We start from the raw sequence: 16,783 nt of genomic DNA on the forward strand, positions 1-16,783 counted from the left end.
GCCGTCGGGGGAGCGCCGGTTTCAAATCATAATTTCGGGGAAAACCATGAAGTCTCTTGGCAATATTCGCCGCTCCTTCGCGCCGTGGACCGATCCGGCAGCAAAACCCTTTATCTCCTTCAAGAACGTCACCAAGCGCTTCGGCGATTTCACCGCCGTCAACGATCTCAGTCTGAATATCTATCACCGCGAATTCTTCGCGCTGCTCGGCGCATCCGGCTGCGGCAAGTCCACGCTGCTGCGCATGCTGGCGGGCTTCGAACAGCCGACCGCGGGTGAAATCATTCTGGATGGCACGGATATGGCCGGCACGCCGCCCTACAAGCGCCCGGTCAACATGATGTTCCAGAGCTACGCGCTCTTCCCGCACATGACGGTCGAAAAGAACATCGCCTTCGGTCTGCGCCAGGACGGCATGTCGAAGGATGCGATCGGCGAGCGCGTGTCTCAGATGCTGAAAATGGTGAAGCTCGAGCAGTTCGCCTCCCGCAAGCCGAACCAGCTTTCTGGCGGACAGCGCCAGCGCGTCGCTCTCGCCCGCTCGCTCGCCAAGCGCCCGAAGGTGCTTCTGCTGGATGAGCCGCTTGGCGCGCTCGACAAGAAGCTGCGCGAGGAAACCCAGTTCGAACTGATGGACCTGCAGCAGAATCTCGGCCTCACCTTCGTCGTAGTAACCCACGACCAGGAAGAGGCGATGACCATGGCCGACCGCATCGCGGTCATGAGCCATGGCAAGGTCGTTCAGGTCGCGACGCCGGCTGAAATCTACGAAGCGCCCAACTGCCGCTTCGTGGCCGACTTCATCGGCGATGTGAATATCTTCGACGGCAAGGTGGTTTCCGCCGATGGCACGAGCGTCGAGCTCGCCGTCGATGCAGGTCTGACGATCAAGGTCGCAACATCGGATATGCCCCCTAAGGGCAGCAGCGCCGGTTTCGCGATCCGTCCCGAGAAGCTCAGGGTCACCCGCCAGCCGCCCGCAAATCCCACCGTCAACGCATCCTCGGGCGAGCTTTGGGACATTGCCTATCTCGGCGACATGACCGTCTTCCACGTCAAGCTGAAGAACGGCCAGGTGGTCAAGGCGTCGTCGCTGAACGCGCAGCGCGCGGTCGACGATCCCTTCACCTACGATCAGGACGTCTGGGTCACCTTCGCCGAAGATGCCGGCGTGCTGTTGAAGGATTGATCATGGGCAAGCTCGGTTCAGCCGTCTACAATCGCCTGGTGATGATCATCCCCTATGCGTGGCTTCTGATCTTCTTCCTGGCGCCGTTCTTCATCGTCTTCCGCATATCGCTCTCGGCGACGGCGATTGCCATGCCGCCCTACGAGCCGTCCTTCTCGTTCGCCGACGGCTGGAGTGGCATCCTCGACAAGATGTCGACCTTCTCCTTCGACAATTACAGCTACCTGATCGACGATCCGCTTTATTTCAACGCCTATATCTCGAGCCTTGTCATTGCCGGGATCTCGACCTTCCTGACGCTGCTGATCGCCTATCCGATCGCCTATGGCATGGCGCAGGCGCCGCGCAGCATCCGTCCGACGCTGTTGATGCTGGTCATCCTGCCGTTCTGGACGAGCTTCCTGATCCGCGTCTACGCCTGGATCGCCATTCTCAAGCCGGAAGGGCTGCTGAACCAGGTGCTGATCGGAACGGGGATCATTGATACGCCGCTGATCATCCTGAACACCAACATCGCCGTCTATATCGGCATCGTCTATTCCTACCTGCCGTTCATGGTGCTGCCGCTCTATTCCTCGCTGGAAAAGATGGATGGCACCCTGATCGAGGCGGCGCAGGATCTCGGCTGCACGCCGATCCGGGCCTTCTGGCGCGTCACCTTCCCGCTGTCGCTGCCCGGCGTCGTCGCCGGCTGCATGCTGGTCTTCATTCCCGCCGTCGGCGAGTTCGTCATCCCCGATCTGCTCGGCGGATCGCAGACGCTGATGATCGGCAAGACGCTGTGGAACGAGTTCAATTCGAACCGCGACTGGCCGGTCTCCTCGGCCGTGGCGACCATCCTTCTCTTGATCCTCGTGGTGCCGATCGTGTTCTTCCAGAATGCGCAGGCCAAAGCCGATGAGCAGGGGAGATAAGAGATGCTACGCTGGACACGCTTTAACATCATCTCCGTCACGCTCGGCTTCGCCTTCCTCTATCTGCCGATCGTGCTCCTCGTCATCTTCTCCTTCAACGAGTCCAAACTCGTTACCGTCTGGGGCGGCTTCTCGACCAAGTGGTACGTGTCGTTGATGCACAACGACGCGCTGCTGGATGCCGCCTGGGTGACGGTCCGCGTCGGTGTCCTGTCGGCGACGGCGGCAACCATTCTCGGCACGCTGGCGGCCATCACGCTGGTGCGGCACACGCGCTTTCGCGGCCGCATGCTGTTTTCGGGCATGGTCTACGCGCCGTTGGTCATGCCTGAAGTCATCACCGGCCTGTCGCTGCTGCTGCTCTTCGTGGCAATAGGTCTCGACCGTGGCTTCTGGACGATCACGCTGGCGCACACCACGCTGACCATGTGCTTCGTGGCTGTTGTCGTTCAGTCCCGCCTGATGACCTTCGATCAGTCGATCGAGGAAGCGGCACAGGATCTCGGCGCGCCGCCGGTCCGCACCTTCTTCGAGGTCACGCTGCCGATCATCGCACCCGCCGTCTTTTCCGGCTGGATCCTGGCCTTCACCCTGTCGCTCGACGATCTCGTCATCGCCAGCTTCACCTCCGGTCCGGGGGCGACGACGCTGCCGATGAGAATCTATAGCCAGGTGCGATTGGGCGTGACGCCTGAAATCAACGCGGTCTGCACCCTGCTGATCGCGGTCGTCGCCGTCGGCGTCATCGCCGCTTCGGTGATCACCAAACGCCGCGAAGTCCAGCGGGAGCGCGATGAGCGCGCTGCCGCCAATGCGCCCTGATTACTGCGCGTTCGGTGCCGGCTGAGCAACCACCGGCACCGGCGAAATCACCGGATTGGGCCAGGAGCCGCCGATGAAGAATGGCAGCAGCGGAAGCTCCGCTGCTCGCGTATCGTCGGTCGCCTGCAGAGAGCCGGAAAGCGCGAGCCCGCTGGATTGCAGAGGAATGAGACCCGACAGGCTGAGCGTTTCGACCGTGCCCTGAACCCGCACGTTCTCAAGATCGGCGGATCCGGCGGAGAGGTTTGCCGTCAGCTCGGCCCGCGTGAATGGGAAGGAGTGGTCACCGGCAGCATTGAGCGGAAAGAACCTCTGCTGCGCCGCCTGATTGCGGATCGCCTCCACATCGAAGTTGGCGATCGACCCGGCCCCGGCCTGAAACACAACCTGTCCGTTGACATCCTCAAGCCCGGCCGTCCAGAGCGGCTTTGCGGTTTTCAGCGAAACGTCAAGCGAACCCGTGGTCAGCGGCAGCGGACCTTTCAGCTGCAGCCGCTCGACCAACGCTCCGAAATCCGCGCCGCGGATCGACATCTGCAGCTTGCCGCCACCGTCGAAGTCGCCACGCGTTGCTTCCAGATGCGCGGACATCTCGCCGCCTTCGAACTGGCTGTCGCCGATATCGAACTTCGCCTCGTTGCTGGATACGATGATGCTGGCGCCGACATTCGATAGAGCGAATGGCTGAAGCTGCATTTCCTTGGCCGAGAACCGCAGGTCGAGATCCAGCCGCTGCAGCGGCCCGCCATCGGGCGTCGCGCCCTCTTCGCCCGCTGCAAGCCGCAGCGCGAAAGCGTCGAAGAAGGGCTTGAGGTTCATCGTGTCGAAGGCAAGCGTGCCCCCGAGCTTCGCACGGTTGTTGCGGACGTTGGAGACGTCCATCACGCCGGTTGCGGTAGAGCCGTTGAGGCCGAGCGTGACGTTGTTGAAACGAAGCCCATTGGCTGCCGAGATCACGTCGCTGCCGATCGAAAAAGATTTGAGGCTCTCGGTCCCGGGGATCGACTTGCCCGACCATGCCAATAGGGCAGGGACATCGGCAATGTTGGCCGTGACATTCCCTGACAGGCCGTCGAGCCTTGATATGCTTCCGAGTCCGGAGAATGCCGCGGTCATCAGGCCTGATGTCAGCGACGCTTTGATCTCGGCGGTCTTGCCATCGAACACCAGCAGCGGCGTGCGCGACGAGAAGTCGATCTTCAGGTCCTGGCCGCTGGTGCGCGCGATCAGCACGGCCGACATTCCGCTCGACAGTCTTGGCCAGTTGATATCGGCAGTCACCCCATCGAAATGGTAGGTCTTGGCCGTCGAGAGATCGGCGATATTGAATGTGCCGTCCTCGACGGTAATCGCGCCGACCTCCGCATCAAGCTTCGGATCGAGAAGCTCGGCATTGCCATCCTGGTGGGCGCCATCGATCGCTTTGGCAAGCTGGCCGGCATAGGTCCAGTCGATCAGGCCTTGCTGGTCGCGGGTCAGCGACAGGTTGGGCCGCAGCAGATGGAATTCGTGGAAGCTTGCCCGGCCGCGCAGAGCATCGATCAGGCTGAAATCAGCCGAAAGGCTCTCGATCGTGCCGAGCAGTTTGTTGCCCGCGTTTGGCGGTTGCCGGATGGTGATCTGGTTCAGCGTGATGCGCGGCGTCGGCCAGAATTCCAGCCCCGGGCTGCCCTTGATCTCGGCTTTGTAGCCGGTCCAGCGCGACAGCGCATCTTCGATGCCGGAGCGCACCATGCCGGTCGAGACGAGGAAAGGTGCGGCAACGCGCAGGGAGACAAAGATGACGGCGGAAACAAGCAAGAGCATCGTCGCCAGACGTGCGATACCCGGCAGCCAGCGCGAAACGGGGGCCATCTTTCTACGCCACTTCGGTTGTCTTGACGTACTCATCAGCTCCGCCAGTCTTTTCAGTCGCTTACCGGTTATGCGCTGAGTTTGCCGGATATATGAAATACGCGCCATATGCAATTCGGCTGGCCGTGCAGTTGGCGCAATGCACGCTTTATAATGCAGTGCAGCATGTTATATAGCGAATAAACGGGAGGAAAATGCGATGAACGACATTGGGCCGCTCTGGACGCCGTCACGGGAATTCATTGAAGCAAGCCCGATGTATGCCTTCATGCAGCATTGCAATGCCGGCTTCGGATTGGCGCTTGACGACTACGCCGGCCTGCATGCCTGGTCGATTGCCGAGCGCGAGAAATTCTGGGCAGCTCTCTGGGATTTCTGCGGCGTTCGCGGCGACCGGGGCGATCGTGTGCTTGCCGATGGCGATCTCATGCTGAAGGCTCGGTTCTTTCCCGATGCCAGGCTGAATTTCGCGGAAAACCTGCTGTCAACCGAGGGCGAAGGCGATGCGCTGATCTTTCGCGGCGAGGATAAGGTCGAGGATCGCTGGTCGTGGAACCGTCTCCATGAGACGGTCTCGAAGCTGCAGCAGGCTTATCGTGCACTCGGCATCGGCGAAGGCGATCGCATTGCCGCGATGATGCCCAACATGCCGGAGACCATCGCCTGCATGCTTGCGGCCGCCTCGATCGGTGCCATCTGGTCCTCCTGTTCTCCGGATTTCGGCGAGCAGGGTGTGCTCGATCGCTTCGGCCAGATTGGCCCGAAGCTGTTCATTGCCTGCGACGCCTATTGGTATTCGGGCAAGCTGCAGGATGTCTCCGCCAAGATCTCTGCCGTCGCCGCCAAGCTGCAGGCGCCGTCGATGATCGTTCACTATGCCGGTGATGCTGAGGCCGTGGCGAGAGCGACACCCGGCGCCAAGACCTTCGCCGAAATCCTTTCGCCCTATCAGGCAAAGGCGGTCGAATTCACACCGCTGCCATTCTCCCATCCGCTCTATATCCTCTTCTCGTCGGGCACCACGGGGGTGCCGAAATGCATCGTCCATTCGGCGGGCGGCACGCTGTTGCAGCACCTGAAGGAGCACCGCCTGCATTGCGGCATCAAGCCCGGCGACCGGCTCTTTTATTTCACCACCTGCGGCTGGATGATGTGGAACTGGCTGGCAAGCGGCCTGGCCGCGGGCGCCACGCTCTGCCTCTTCGACGGCTCGCCTTTCGCGCCTGACGGCAATGTTCTCTTCGACTACGCCCAGGCAGAGAAATTCGCGATCTTCGGCACGTCGGCGAAATATATCGATGCCGTGCGCAAGAGCGGCCTGACGCCGCGCACCAGTCACGACCTTTCGAGCCTCCGGCTGATGACCTCGACCGGTTCACCGTTGTCGCCCGAAGGGTTCACCTTCGTTTACGAAGGTATCAAGGAAGACATCCAGCTCGCTTCGATCTCGGGAGGCACGGATATCGTCTCCTGCTTCGTCCTCGGCAATCCGCTGCAGCCGGTCTGGCGCGGCGAGATCCAGGGTGCAGGCCTCGGCCTCGCCGTCGATGTCTGGGACGACGAAGGCAAGCCGGTGCGCCAGGAAAAGGGCGAACTCGTTTGCTCCAAGGCCTTTCCGTCCATGCCTGCCGGCTTCTGGAACGACCCTGACGGTGCCAAATATCGCGCTGCCTATTTCGAACGCTTCGACAATGTCTGGTGTCACGGCGACTTCGCCGAATGGACGCAGCATGGCGGTCTGGTCATCCACGGCCGGTCCGACGCAACACTCAATCCGGGTGGCGTGCGCATCGGCACCGCCGAGATTTACAATCAGGTCGAACAGATGGAAGAAGTCGCGGAAGCGCTGTGTATCGGCCAGGATTGGGATGACGACGTCCGCGTCGTGCTGTTTGTCCGTCTCGCACCGGGCGTGTCGCTGAGCGAAGATCTGGTGAAGACGATCAAGACCCGCATCCGCACGGGTGCATCGCCGCGCCACGTGCCAGCCAAAATCATCGCCGTCACAGATATTCCCCGCACAAAGTCTGGCAAGATCGTCGAACTCGCCGTGCGTGAGGTCGTCCACGGCCGGCCGGTCAAGAACAAAGAGGCGCTTGCAAACCCGGAAGCGCTGGAGCTTTTCGCCGGATTGGCTGAACTAAACGGCTAATTTCAATAAAAGGCGCCTGAAACTACAAGCTTTCACCTTTGATAGCTTCCCAGCCGCGGCAACCCTTCGTTAAGAAAGGTTGGTCAAAGGTGAAGCAACTTGGAGCTGTGGATGATAGGCAGCTAGGAGCCCTTGGCTCCCGTGACATGACGTTGAGCGACTAAGCCCTTGTTGAACAGCACCAAAGTTGAACAGCACCAAACTCCAGGCAGCCTAGACCTCGGGCTGCCTTTTTTCGTTTTCGAGCGGTTCAATCCGGCGAGGATACGCCTCAGTCGGCAAGCACCCGCTGGGACGGGAAGGTGATCTCCACCAGCGTGCCTTCGTTCGGCGCCGAATTGATCGCAAAGATCGCCCGGTTGGCATCAACCATCGCCTTGGTCAGCGGCAGACCAAGACCGGTGCCGTCGCCGCGGTGGCGGGATTGCGCCGAGACCTGGCGGAACGGCTTCATCGCCTGATCGAGCTCGCTGCGGGTCATGCCGATACCGGTATCGCGGACGCGCAAGACGACGCTTCCATTGCTTTCATACGAGGTCGAAACGACGATCTGCCCGCCTGAAGGCGTGAAACGGATGGCATTCGACAGGATGTTCAGGGCGATCTGTTTTACCGAGCGCAGATCGGCAACGACGTTGGGCACCGAATGCGACAGCGCCGTGCGGATGATCACCCGCTGACCATTCGCCTGCGGCTGCACCAGCGCCACGGCCTCCGAAATCGCATCGTTGAGCCCGACGGAGGCGAAGTCGAGATCCATCTCGCCGGCTTCGATCTTCGAAATGTCGAGCAGGTCGTTGACGATATCGAGGACGTGGCGGCCGGAGCGGCCGATATCGTTGGCATATTCGATGTAGCGCGGGTGGCCGATCGGTCCGAAGCGCTCGCCGGCCATCATGTCGGAGAAGCCGATGATGGCGTTGAGCGGCGTGCGGATCTCGTGGCTGATGCGGGCCAGAAAGTCGGTCTTGTGGGCATTGGCCGTTTCGGCGGCGCCCTTGGCGTTGCGCAGCTCGTCTTCGGTGCGCTTCCATTGGGTAATGTCGCGGATGACGGCGCAGTAGCCGCTGGAGGACGTCAGCCGTCCCATTGTCATGAATAGTGGCACGAAACCGCCGGCGGCTTCGCGGGCGATCACTTCGCGTCCATCGTTCAGCACGCTGGCAACGCCATGGCCCGAAAGACCATTCAGATAGTCGAGAACAGCCTTCTGGCTCTCATGCGCAAACAGCATGACGAAGGGTTTGCCGCGCGTTTCCTCTTCGTCATAGTTGAAGAGCGCGCTTGCCGAACGGTTCATCGAGCGGATGTCGCCCTCGGCACCGATGACGACCACACCGTCGGTCGCCGTTTCCAGGATCGAGCGGAGTTCTTCGACTTCGACCTGCAGCTTGGCAACCTTCTCGACCATCCGGTCGGAGCGGTTGTCGTGGCGCGTATCTTCGGCCTTCCCCGCTGGGGCTTCCTTATTCTCGACCGGCATCAGCGCCAGCATCAGCGCACTGGCGTCTTCCCAGCGAACCGATTGCAGGCGGGCGGTGACGGGTACGACGCGGTCATCGGCGGTGACAAGCATCATCGCGCCAGGGCGGCCGGCATTCTCGTCCAGCTCGTGCCGTTGCAGCAATGCATCCAGGCCACCAACCTCGTTCAGCTCGCTGAGAGACGTGTAGCCGGTCAGGCGCATGAATTCGGGATTGGCATGGATCAGCGCGTCGCCGGCATGGATCAGCACCGCGACCGGCAGCTGATCGACGGTCGCCGAGGAAAGCCCATCGACCATCTTCACACGCGGCGGGATGACGGTGCTCAGCATTTCCATCGGGCTGAAGGATGTCTCCGGCAAGCCCTCGGTTGCGTCGTCATCGCTGTTGCCGTCAGCTGCCGCCGCCGTAGGCTGTTCGCCATCGCTGGCAGCTTCGGCGATCTCCGCTTCCGCAGGCTCGGCGGGTTCTTCCGCCACAGCGGCGATCTCTTCGTCCGGCGGTACGGAATCATTCGCCGCAACCGGGATATCTTCGACCGGCGTCACTGCTTGGACCGCGTCAGCACCTGCGGGCTCGTCTTCTGCAGAGCCGCCTTCACGCACGCCGAAGGCCTCGAGCCGCTTGGCGATCTCGCGGAAGTTGGCCTGTTCGGACGCGCTCAGTCCCGGGCCGGCATTGTGCAGTTGCACGATCTTGTCGGTCAGGCGGCGGCTTGGTGTTTCGGCAAGGCGCAGCGCCGGAGGCTCTTCGCGCGGCGCAGGCAATTCGGTTGGGGCGGGCGCTTCTTCGACAACAGCCGCCACCGGTGCGTCCTCGGCGGGCGAGGGCGACCCGGCATGAACGTCTTCCAATGGCTGGTCGAGACTTGCGGCATCGCGTCCGATACCATCCGGCCCGAGTGTCAGCCCAAGGGCCAGCGGATCTTCAGCTGCATCTGAAAGGCGCACGACGCCAAATCCGCGGAAACCGTCGAACTCGCGGTGGCGCGTATAGGTCGGCAGCGCGGCGAGATCGACCGGCACGACGAGGCTTGTGCCTTCGATCGGCCAATTTATCGTCTTGCCGGACCAGGTATCGCGGCGCTCCAGCGCCTCGGCGATCTTGCCTTCCGGATCGAGATTGAAGAGCGCGGAGATATCGCTGAAGGCGACGCCGATGATGTTGGCGGCGTTCGGGCCGACGGCCTCGGCAAACTCGTTCGATACCTCGCTGAAGCAACCCTGCGCATCGATCTTCCAGACGAAACGCGTTGCCCGGCTGTTCGGCTGGAACCTGAAGGCGGCGGCAGGTGTCTGTTCGCCGGCGGCGGCTTCCCTTGCAGCCGGAGCATCGGCTACCGGTTCGTCTGCAATCTCTGCAGCGGCGGCTTCGACCAGCGGCGTTTCCACGGTCTCCTCTGCCGGCGCGTCATCTTCAACGGCCTCGTCGGCCTCGTTATGAAGCACGACATTCGGCTGCGGTTCGATCGTAACGGGCTCTGCTTCGACGGACGGCTCCGGCAGCTCATCGGGCGTCTCGTCAGTCACATGCTCGGCGGCGGCCTGCTGTTCTGGCTCGTCCACTGCTGTTTCGCTCTGCGGTTCGCTATCGACGAATTCCTCAGCGCGCGGTTCTTCGGCGAGCGCCTCTTCTGGCTCGTCGACGCTTTCCAGCGTCTCCTCGACCTCTTCAATCCCGGCGACAGCGCTCAGCGCCTCGTCGAATTTCGCGGGAGAGATATGGTTAACGGCGGCTGTGGATAAGCCCTCTTCCGGAGCCGCGGTGTCGATCGGATCGAGATGCCCGAGCACGGTCTCTACGGCAAAAAGCAGATTGAGAACCGGTTCGTCGCTCAGCTTGCCGACGGCGGCCGGGAGATATCCCTTGCCGGTGGCGACCGGGCGCTTGACGAGGCGATCGGGATGGCTGGATGCGAGTGCGGTCAGGGTCTTTGCCGTCTGCTGGGTGATGCCGAGCGAGGCGTATCCGGGGGAGGAAGCGATGACCTCGCCGTCCGCACCGATGACGGCCATATGCGTGTCCGGATCGTCGAGACCTTGTAGCATCTGCGCAGCCGAGGCGGCCGGGCTCAACGCCTTGCCGGCGACGGGGACCGAAAACAGGATAGCGCGCTCGCCGCTCGAAAGCCCGATCAACTCGGCATTTGCCTGAACCGGAACACGCTGGAAGCCTTTGACGATGCGGATTATCAGGCTACGGCTGTCGCCGGTCGCGCTCAGTTGCCGCGCCGTCGTCTCCAGCTGCCGGAAGGTGATGTCGCCGCTGCCGACGCCCTGGTCGAGCAGGTCATAGACGGCAGAATGGCCGAAGAGCTCGGCACCCGCGCCATTTGCCCAGAGCAGGCGGCCGAGGTCGGCGGAAAAAAGCACCAGGGCTTCGCCACGCGAAAAACGCTCCCGCACCCGTTGATGCACGGCAATGTCGATGAACGGGTACTGGACAGCGGGCATGGGGAACCTTGCTACCTTCGGCCTCTTTTAAATTAACGGTCTATTAATAACGATCCGCCGGAAAGGGGTCCAGCGTGAGGCCGCCTTTTCGGGCGGAAAGGTTAACGCGTTGTGCGACGCACAATTATGTTGCAATGCACAATAAGATCGTCTATATAAGCTCTATCCAATCTAAAGGGCGTCAAACGCCCGGACTCAAGGAGCTCGCATCCATGGCTACCATAAAGACCGACGACGTTTTTTCAATGGCTGCATTCGATCCGTCCAAGTTCGCAGAATCGTTCCGCGATTTTGCTGAAAAGGGCGCTCAGCAGTCGCGCGAAGCCTATAGCAAGATCAAGTCCGCTGGCGAAGACGCCGGCAAGACGCTCGAAGCCACGGTTCAGACGGCACAGGCCGGCAGCGTCGAGATCGGTCTCAAGGCCATCGATGCGCTCCGCACCAATGCCGAAAACTCTCTCTCGCACATGGAAGCGCTTCTCGGCGTCAAGTCGGTTGCCGAGTTCTTCGAACTCCAGACCACCTTCTTCCGCAAGCAGGCAGAGCTGACCGTCGAGCAGGCGAAGTCGATGCAGGAAACCTCCAAGCAGGTTGCCGAAAAGCTCGCAAAACCTTCCAAGGAAGCGGCCGAAAAGGTCATGGCGTCCTTCAAGGCTGCCTGATCGATTTCGGGCACATAGAACAAAAGGCTGGACGCTTCGTCCGGCCTTTTTGTACATTGAGGGGAGATAGGGCTTGAATTAATTTTCAAGTCCTCGTATGTGACCCCCGTCGCGCCGAGCGCGGCATTGTGCGGTTGTAGCTCAGTTGGTTAGAGCGCAGGTTTGTGGCACCTGAGGTCGGAGGTTCGAGACCCCCCAACCGTACCATTCTTCCTTCTATATATGATCCCGAAGCGGACCCTGAAGCACAGCAGGGACCATCACATTCTACCGGTCTTGCCGTCCGGGCCCGTCCGCCTATCTACCCGTACCGGCACAGGTAAACTTTCTCTTATATTGCGTTGCAAAATGTGAGCGGCAGTGCCATTTTGTGCCGGGGGTTACTTCAGAGCTGCTTATCGAAGGAGACTTCATGTCCATTTCTCTCAACAATCTGGATGAATCCAAGGCGACTGTGGTGTCTGCGATCAACGTCGCGGCCGAGGTCAAGACTGCGCGCGAAGCCGTCGGCTACAGCATCGACGATCTGGCGGTGACCTGTGGTCTCGTGCCGAGTGAAATTACGGAAATTGAAAATGGAGAAAACGCCGACCCCGCAAAGCTCAAGCGCATTGCCGCTGCCTTGCAGGTCCCGTTGTCTGCCTTCGTTCCGATGTAACTGACGCAGGAACGAACTAAAAAGCCGGTCGATCTGACCGGCTTTTTTCATTTCAGGGGCATTGTTCTATTGCCCTATGGAACTGTCCGATCCTCCCAGTCGTTCTATCAGCGGACGGGAGAACGAGAATGTCGAAGACGCTTTTATATGGCGCGACCAAGGTCGATGAGACGAACGCCGCCTATGCGGCAATCGAAAGCCTCTCGCAATTTCAGTGGAAAAATCGCGTTCTGGTGATTTTCTCAGACAGCGACAACAGCCGCGCCGCTCGCCAGGAAAACCAGCTGCTTGCCGATCGTCTGGCGCTTGAGGAGCGCGACATGATCGTCCTCAAGGTGTCGGGCAGTGCAGTCCGGACCGTCTTCGGCTCAGCGGAGCCGGTCGATGCCGGCGCATTGCGCGAAGCGCTCGACGTATCTGATGCCGGTACCTTTCATGCGGCGCTGATCGGCAAGGACGGCACGGTCAAGCTCAAGGCCAGCGAACCCGTGAGCAATGGCGAGCTGTTTGCCATCATAGACAGCATGCCGATGCGCGCTGCCGAATCCACGAAACCAGAAAATTGAAATCAACAGAGACGGAAGGAGCAGGATATGTCCGTACCCAACGAACCTATCCCCGATCAGCCGCCGATGCCGGGACCCGGCTGGATGCCGGAGCCGCCGATCGAGGAGCCGGAACCCGACAGGCTTCCCGACGAGGCCCCAAACCCCAATCCGGATGAGAACGAAGAGCCGGCGAAGCATCTATAGAAAGATGTGCCGCTCGGCACTGACCAGTTCCTGCAGGAAATCCGAGACGGTGCGCACGCGAACGAGTTCACGGGCGCTTTCGTGGAAGGTCGTCCAATAGGCACGGCGGATGGACGTACCGGGCAGGATGCGGACGAGTTCCGCGTGCTGACGGGCGATATAGTCGTGCAGGATGCCGATCCCCGCGCCGGAAAGCACCGCCTCGGTCTGACCCGTCGCCGAGGAGATCTCGAAGGCCGCATCCCAGTTGCGCATCACTTCACCGGTGAAGTTCAGCGACTGCGAGAAAAGCAGATCTTCGACATAGCCGATCCGCCTGTGCTGCTTCAGAGCCTCGGCATCTGCGGGCAGGCCGTTCTGCGCCGCGTAGCTTTTCGATGCGTAGAGACCAAGTGTGTAGTCGGTGAGTTTCGCGGAAATCAGCCGGCCCTGTTCCGGCCGCTCGAGAGTGATGGCGATGTCCGCCTCGCGCTGCGACAGCGAAAACGAGCGGGGCACCGGCACCAGCTGGATCTTCAGCTCCGGATGCCGCTCGATCAGCCGCCCCATGCGCGGCGCCAGAAACGAGACGCCGAAACCATCGGGCGCCCCGACACGCACCGTTCCGGCGATCGCCGTATCGGTCCGGCCGAGATTGGCCTGCGCTGCCAGCATCTCGGTTTCCATCCGCTCCGCCGACGACAGGAAGATCTCGCCCTCCGCAGTCAGTTCGCAGCCATTGGTGCGGCGAATGAATAGCCGCGTCTTCAAAGCCTCTTCCAGCGAGGTCAGCCGCCGGGACAGCGTTGCGTGGTTCAGCCCCAGCCGCTTCGACGCGGCAAGGATCTGCCCGGTGCGGGCGACGGCGAGGAAGATACGAACATCGTCCCAGTTCATGGCTTGCTGCACATCATGATCGGATCGGCCTCCAGCAGTGTCAGCGATGTCACCATTCCTGCCGTCCCGGTCTTGTATTTCAGGAAATGCGGCGCCCGAAGATGGGCCTCATAGGCTTCCTGGCTGGCATAGACCTCCAGGATACGAATCCTGCTCGGGTTGCCTTTGATCGCCACCGCATTCAGCGACAAGACACCCTCTTCGACGGCAACCGATGCCGCAATCTCCTCGGCGAGCAATGCGCGGTAGGTCTCGAGATGCTGGGGATCGACCTCGATCTCGGCCATTCTGACGATACGATTTTCGCTCATCGCTTACTCGTCTCCTCTGGGATGCCGGTTGCCAATGCAGAAGCGGACCTATCTATCGTTCACAAGGCCGCTTTCCAGTCTTGTAACTTCAATTTGCGCACAACGGTTGCTTATCTCAGCGCATTGATTTGTGCAAATTGAAGTGCGATTGTTCGCCATCGAGAAAATACAGGAGGAGCACTTCATGCGTCAGATCGGACATTTCATCGGCGGCAAGCAGGTCGCGGGTACCAGCGGCCGCACCAGCAACGTCTACAACCCGGCAACCGGCGAAGTGCAGGCGACCGTCGCGCTCGCCAGCGATGCCGAACTGGACGCAGCGGTTCAGAACGCCAAGGCTGCCCAGCCGAAGTGGGCTGCCACCAACCCGCAGCGCCGCGCCCGCGTGTTCATGAAGTTCGTGCAGCTTCTCAATGAGAACATGAACGAGCTCGCCGAACTGCTCTCCAAGGAACACGGCAAGACGATCGAAGACTCCAAGGGCGATCTCATTCGCGGCCTCGAAGTCTGCGAGTTCGTTATCGGCATTCCGCACCTTGCCAAGAGCGAGTTCACCGAAGGCGCCGGCCCGAATATCGACATGTATTCGATCCGCCAGGCTGTCGGCATCGGCGCCGGCATCACCCCGTTCAACTTCCCGGCCATGATCCCGATGTGGATGTTCGCCCCCGCGATCGCCTGCGGCAACGCCTTCATCCTGAAGCCGTCGGAGCGTGATCCGTCCGTGCCGATCCGTCTTGCCGAACTGATGATCGAAGCAGGCCTGCCTGCCGGCATTCTCAACGTCGTCAACGGTGACAAGGGCGCGGTCGACGCGATCCTGACGCACCCGGATATCTCGGCCGTTTCCTTCGTCGGCTCCACGCCGATCGCCCGCTACGTCTATGGCACGGCTGCCCAGAACGGCAAGCGCGCCCAGTGCTTCGGCGGCGCCAAGAACCATATGATCATCATGCCCGATGCCGATCTCGATCAGGCTGCCAACGCGCTGATGGGCGCAGGCTACGGCTCCGCCGGCGAGCGCTGCATGGCGATCTCGGTCGCTGTTCCGGTTGGCGAGGAAACCGCCAACCGTCTTATCGCCAAGCTGACCCCGATGGTCGAATCCCTGCGCATCGGCCCCTATACCGATGACAAGGCCGATCTTGGCCCGGTCGTTACCAAGGAAGCCCAGGCGCGCATCATGGGCCTGATCAACAAGGGTGTCGACGAAGGCGCAAAGCTCGTCGTCGATGGCCGCAACTTCAAGCTCCAGGGCTACGAAGACGGCTATTTCGTCGGCGGCTGCCTGTTCGACAACGTCACGCCCGACATGGATATCTACAAGACCGAAATCTTCGGACCGGTCCTGTCGGTTGTCCGCGCCAAGAACTACGAGGAAGCCCTCGACCTGCCGATGAAGCATGAATACGGCAACGGCGTTGCGATCTACACCCGTGACGGCGATGCGGCCCGCGACTTCGCCTCGCGCATCAATATCGGCATGGTCGGCGTCAACGTCCCGATCCCGGTTCCGCTCGCCTACCACTCCTTCGGTGGCTGGAAGTCGTCCTCCTTCGGCGATCTCAACCAGCATGGCACCGACTCGATCAAGTTCTGGACACGCACCAAGACGGTCACCAGCCGCTGGCCGTCGGGCATCAAGGACGGCGCCGAGTTCGTCATGCCGACGATGAAGTAAGCACATCATCCTGAAAGACTTGGAAAACGGGCTCCAAATGGGGCCCGTTTTTCGTTTGAGACGATGCGGCGAGGGGCCGCATAAACGTGACTCCGATTTTCATATTTTGGAATTGTTCAAAACTATCTTACCCACTATATAGGCTTCAGCCCCATTCGAGTCAGGAGACCGGCATGCGATTGACGAAGCAGACCAACTATGCGGTTCGCATGTTGATGTATTGCGCTGCCAATGACGGACACTTGAGCCGGATTCCGGAAATCGCCAGAGCCTATGGTGTGTCCGAGCTCTTCCTTTTCAAGATTCTGCAGCCGCTCAACAAGGCTGGCCTGGTCGAAACCGTTCGCGGCCGCAATGGCGGCGTGCGTCTCGGCAAGCCGGCAGCTGACATCAGCCTGTTCGACGTGGTCCGCGTCACTGAAGACAGCTTCGCCATGGCCGAATGCTTTGAGGACGGCGCCGTCGAGTGCCCGCTGGTCGATAGCTGCGGTCTCAATTCAGCACTTCGCAAGGCGCTGAATGCCTTCTTCGACGTGTTGACCGAATACTCGATCGACGACCTCGTCAAAGCACGCCCGCAGATCAATTTCCTGCTCGGCATCACCGGCGAGCAGCCTTATCGCAAGGCGGCGATACCCGCTCCGGCTGCTTAATATTTGAATAGTCGAAAGTCATCATGAAGCCACGGCTACCCTCGGTAGCCGTGGCTTTTTAGTTCCGGCTCACGCAGTGTTGATATATCACAGCGCGTTGAAACCGCTTCCAATGCCGTCCACAGACGCGAATTTATACCAAATGCGACAGAATCGCGGTCGAATGTGCCTCAATCTTGCAAATTCAGGCCTATTTTTGACCGAAAATTTCTAAAGTTGGTTTTCTGGAAAAATTTTCTGCCTACGCCGTTGCTTTCAGCAAATAAATATCGTTMCATCGGCCCGCTGATCGGGATAACTAGCGCCGATCTCCAAAGATCAA

General features: G+C 60.7%; 14 protein-coding genes and 1 tRNA gene. 11 read left to right on the forward strand and 4 right to left on the reverse strand.

Annotation, left to right across the window (positions count from 1 at the left end; genetic code table 11):
- The first annotated feature begins 46 nt into the window (after positions 1–46).
- From AC1DIJ_RS18845 to AC1DIJ_RS18855, 3 genes are read left to right on the forward strand one after another with little or no spacing between them, the layout of a single operon-like run.
- Positions 47–1,189: an ABC transporter ATP-binding protein gene (locus tag AC1DIJ_RS18845; protein ID WP_112387653.1), complete on the forward strand. Its 1,143-nt coding sequence runs from the start codon at positions 47–49 to the stop codon at positions 1,187–1,189.
- A 2-nt stretch (positions 1,190–1,191) separates the two neighbouring features.
- Positions 1,192–2,103, forward strand: coding sequence for an ABC transporter permease subunit (locus tag AC1DIJ_RS18850; RefSeq protein WP_112387654.1), 912 nt, complete (start codon positions 1,192–1,194; stop codon positions 2,101–2,103).
- 3 nt (positions 2,104–2,106) lie between these two features.
- Positions 2,107–2,925, forward strand: a complete 819-nt coding sequence (locus AC1DIJ_RS18855; RefSeq protein ID WP_112387655.1) for an ABC transporter permease — start codon at positions 2,107–2,109, stop codon at positions 2,923–2,925.
- On the opposite strand, the gene AC1DIJ_RS18860 is transcribed toward AC1DIJ_RS18855, so the two are convergent.
- On the reverse strand, positions 2,926–4,815 hold the full coding sequence (locus tag AC1DIJ_RS18860) for an AsmA family protein (protein ID WP_112387656.1): 1,890 nt from the start codon (positions 4,813–4,815) through the stop codon (positions 2,926–2,928).
- A gap of 163 nt (positions 4,816–4,978) precedes the next feature.
- Here AC1DIJ_RS18860 and AC1DIJ_RS18865 point away from each other — a divergent pair, with 163 nt between their 5' ends.
- The gene (locus tag AC1DIJ_RS18865; RefSeq protein ID WP_112387657.1) at positions 4,979–6,931 is read left to right on the forward strand and encodes an acetoacetate--CoA ligase; all 1,953 of its coding nucleotides are present in this window, start codon (positions 4,979–4,981) and stop codon (positions 6,929–6,931) included.
- Positions 6,932–7,202: 271 nt separating this feature from the next.
- Here AC1DIJ_RS18865 and AC1DIJ_RS18870 read toward each other — a convergent pair whose 3' ends face one another.
- Positions 7,203–10,868 (reverse strand): ATP-binding protein, encoded by a 3,666-nt coding sequence (locus AC1DIJ_RS18870; protein WP_112387658.1) that lies wholly within the window; start codon positions 10,866–10,868, stop codon positions 7,203–7,205.
- A 212-nt stretch (positions 10,869–11,080) separates the two neighbouring features.
- On the opposite strand from AC1DIJ_RS18870, the gene AC1DIJ_RS18875 reads away from it, so the two are divergent.
- From AC1DIJ_RS18875 to AC1DIJ_RS18895, 5 genes are all read left to right on the forward strand, one after another.
- A complete protein-coding gene (locus tag AC1DIJ_RS18875; RefSeq protein WP_112387659.1) occupies positions 11,081–11,530 on the forward strand; it encodes a phasin in 450 nt (149 codons plus the stop codon).
- A 130-nt stretch (positions 11,531–11,660) separates the two neighbouring features.
- Positions 11,661–11,737: transfer RNA gene (locus AC1DIJ_RS18880), tRNA-His, on the forward strand.
- 205 nt (positions 11,738–11,942) lie between these two features.
- Positions 11,943–12,188 carry a helix-turn-helix domain-containing protein gene (locus AC1DIJ_RS18885; RefSeq protein WP_112444522.1) on the forward strand — a complete coding sequence of 82 codons (246 nt, stop codon included), beginning with the start codon at positions 11,943–11,945 and terminating at the stop codon, positions 12,186–12,188.
- Between the two features lie 128 nt (positions 12,189–12,316).
- Positions 12,317–12,754, forward strand: coding sequence for a DUF4174 domain-containing protein (locus tag AC1DIJ_RS18890; RefSeq protein WP_112387661.1), 438 nt, complete (start codon positions 12,317–12,319; stop codon positions 12,752–12,754).
- A 27-nt stretch (positions 12,755–12,781) separates the two neighbouring features.
- Positions 12,782–12,940, forward strand: a complete 159-nt coding sequence (locus AC1DIJ_RS18895) for a hypothetical protein (protein ID WP_477831508.1) — start codon at positions 12,782–12,784, stop codon at positions 12,938–12,940.
- On the opposite strand, the gene AC1DIJ_RS18900 is transcribed toward AC1DIJ_RS18895, so the two are convergent.
- Together AC1DIJ_RS18900 and AC1DIJ_RS18905 are read right to left on the reverse strand one after the other, a co-directional pair.
- Entirely contained in the window at positions 12,935–13,816 is an 882-nt protein-coding gene (locus AC1DIJ_RS18900) for a LysR family transcriptional regulator (RefSeq protein ID WP_112387662.1), read from the reverse strand. The two genes, AC1DIJ_RS18895 and AC1DIJ_RS18900, sit on opposite strands and share 6 nt — an antisense overlap.
- Complete coding sequence (locus AC1DIJ_RS18905) at positions 13,813–14,127, reverse strand: putative quinol monooxygenase (RefSeq protein ID WP_112387663.1); 315 nt, start codon at positions 14,125–14,127, stop codon at positions 13,813–13,815. The genes AC1DIJ_RS18900 and AC1DIJ_RS18905 overlap by 4 nt, the downstream gene beginning before the upstream one ends.
- 184 nt (positions 14,128–14,311) lie before the next feature.
- Here AC1DIJ_RS18905 and AC1DIJ_RS18910 point away from each other — a divergent pair, with 184 nt between their 5' ends.
- A complete protein-coding gene (locus tag AC1DIJ_RS18910) occupies positions 14,312–15,808 on the forward strand; it encodes a CoA-acylating methylmalonate-semialdehyde dehydrogenase (RefSeq protein WP_112387707.1) in 1,497 nt (498 codons plus the stop codon).
- A gap of 173 nt (positions 15,809–15,981) precedes the next feature.
- A complete protein-coding gene (rirA, locus tag AC1DIJ_RS18915; RefSeq protein WP_112387664.1) occupies positions 15,982–16,461 on the forward strand; it encodes an iron-responsive transcriptional regulator RirA in 480 nt (159 codons plus the stop codon).
- Positions 16,462–16,783 lie beyond the last annotated feature (322 nt).

This window comes from Rhizobium sp. 10N427, from assembly GCF_056394605.1.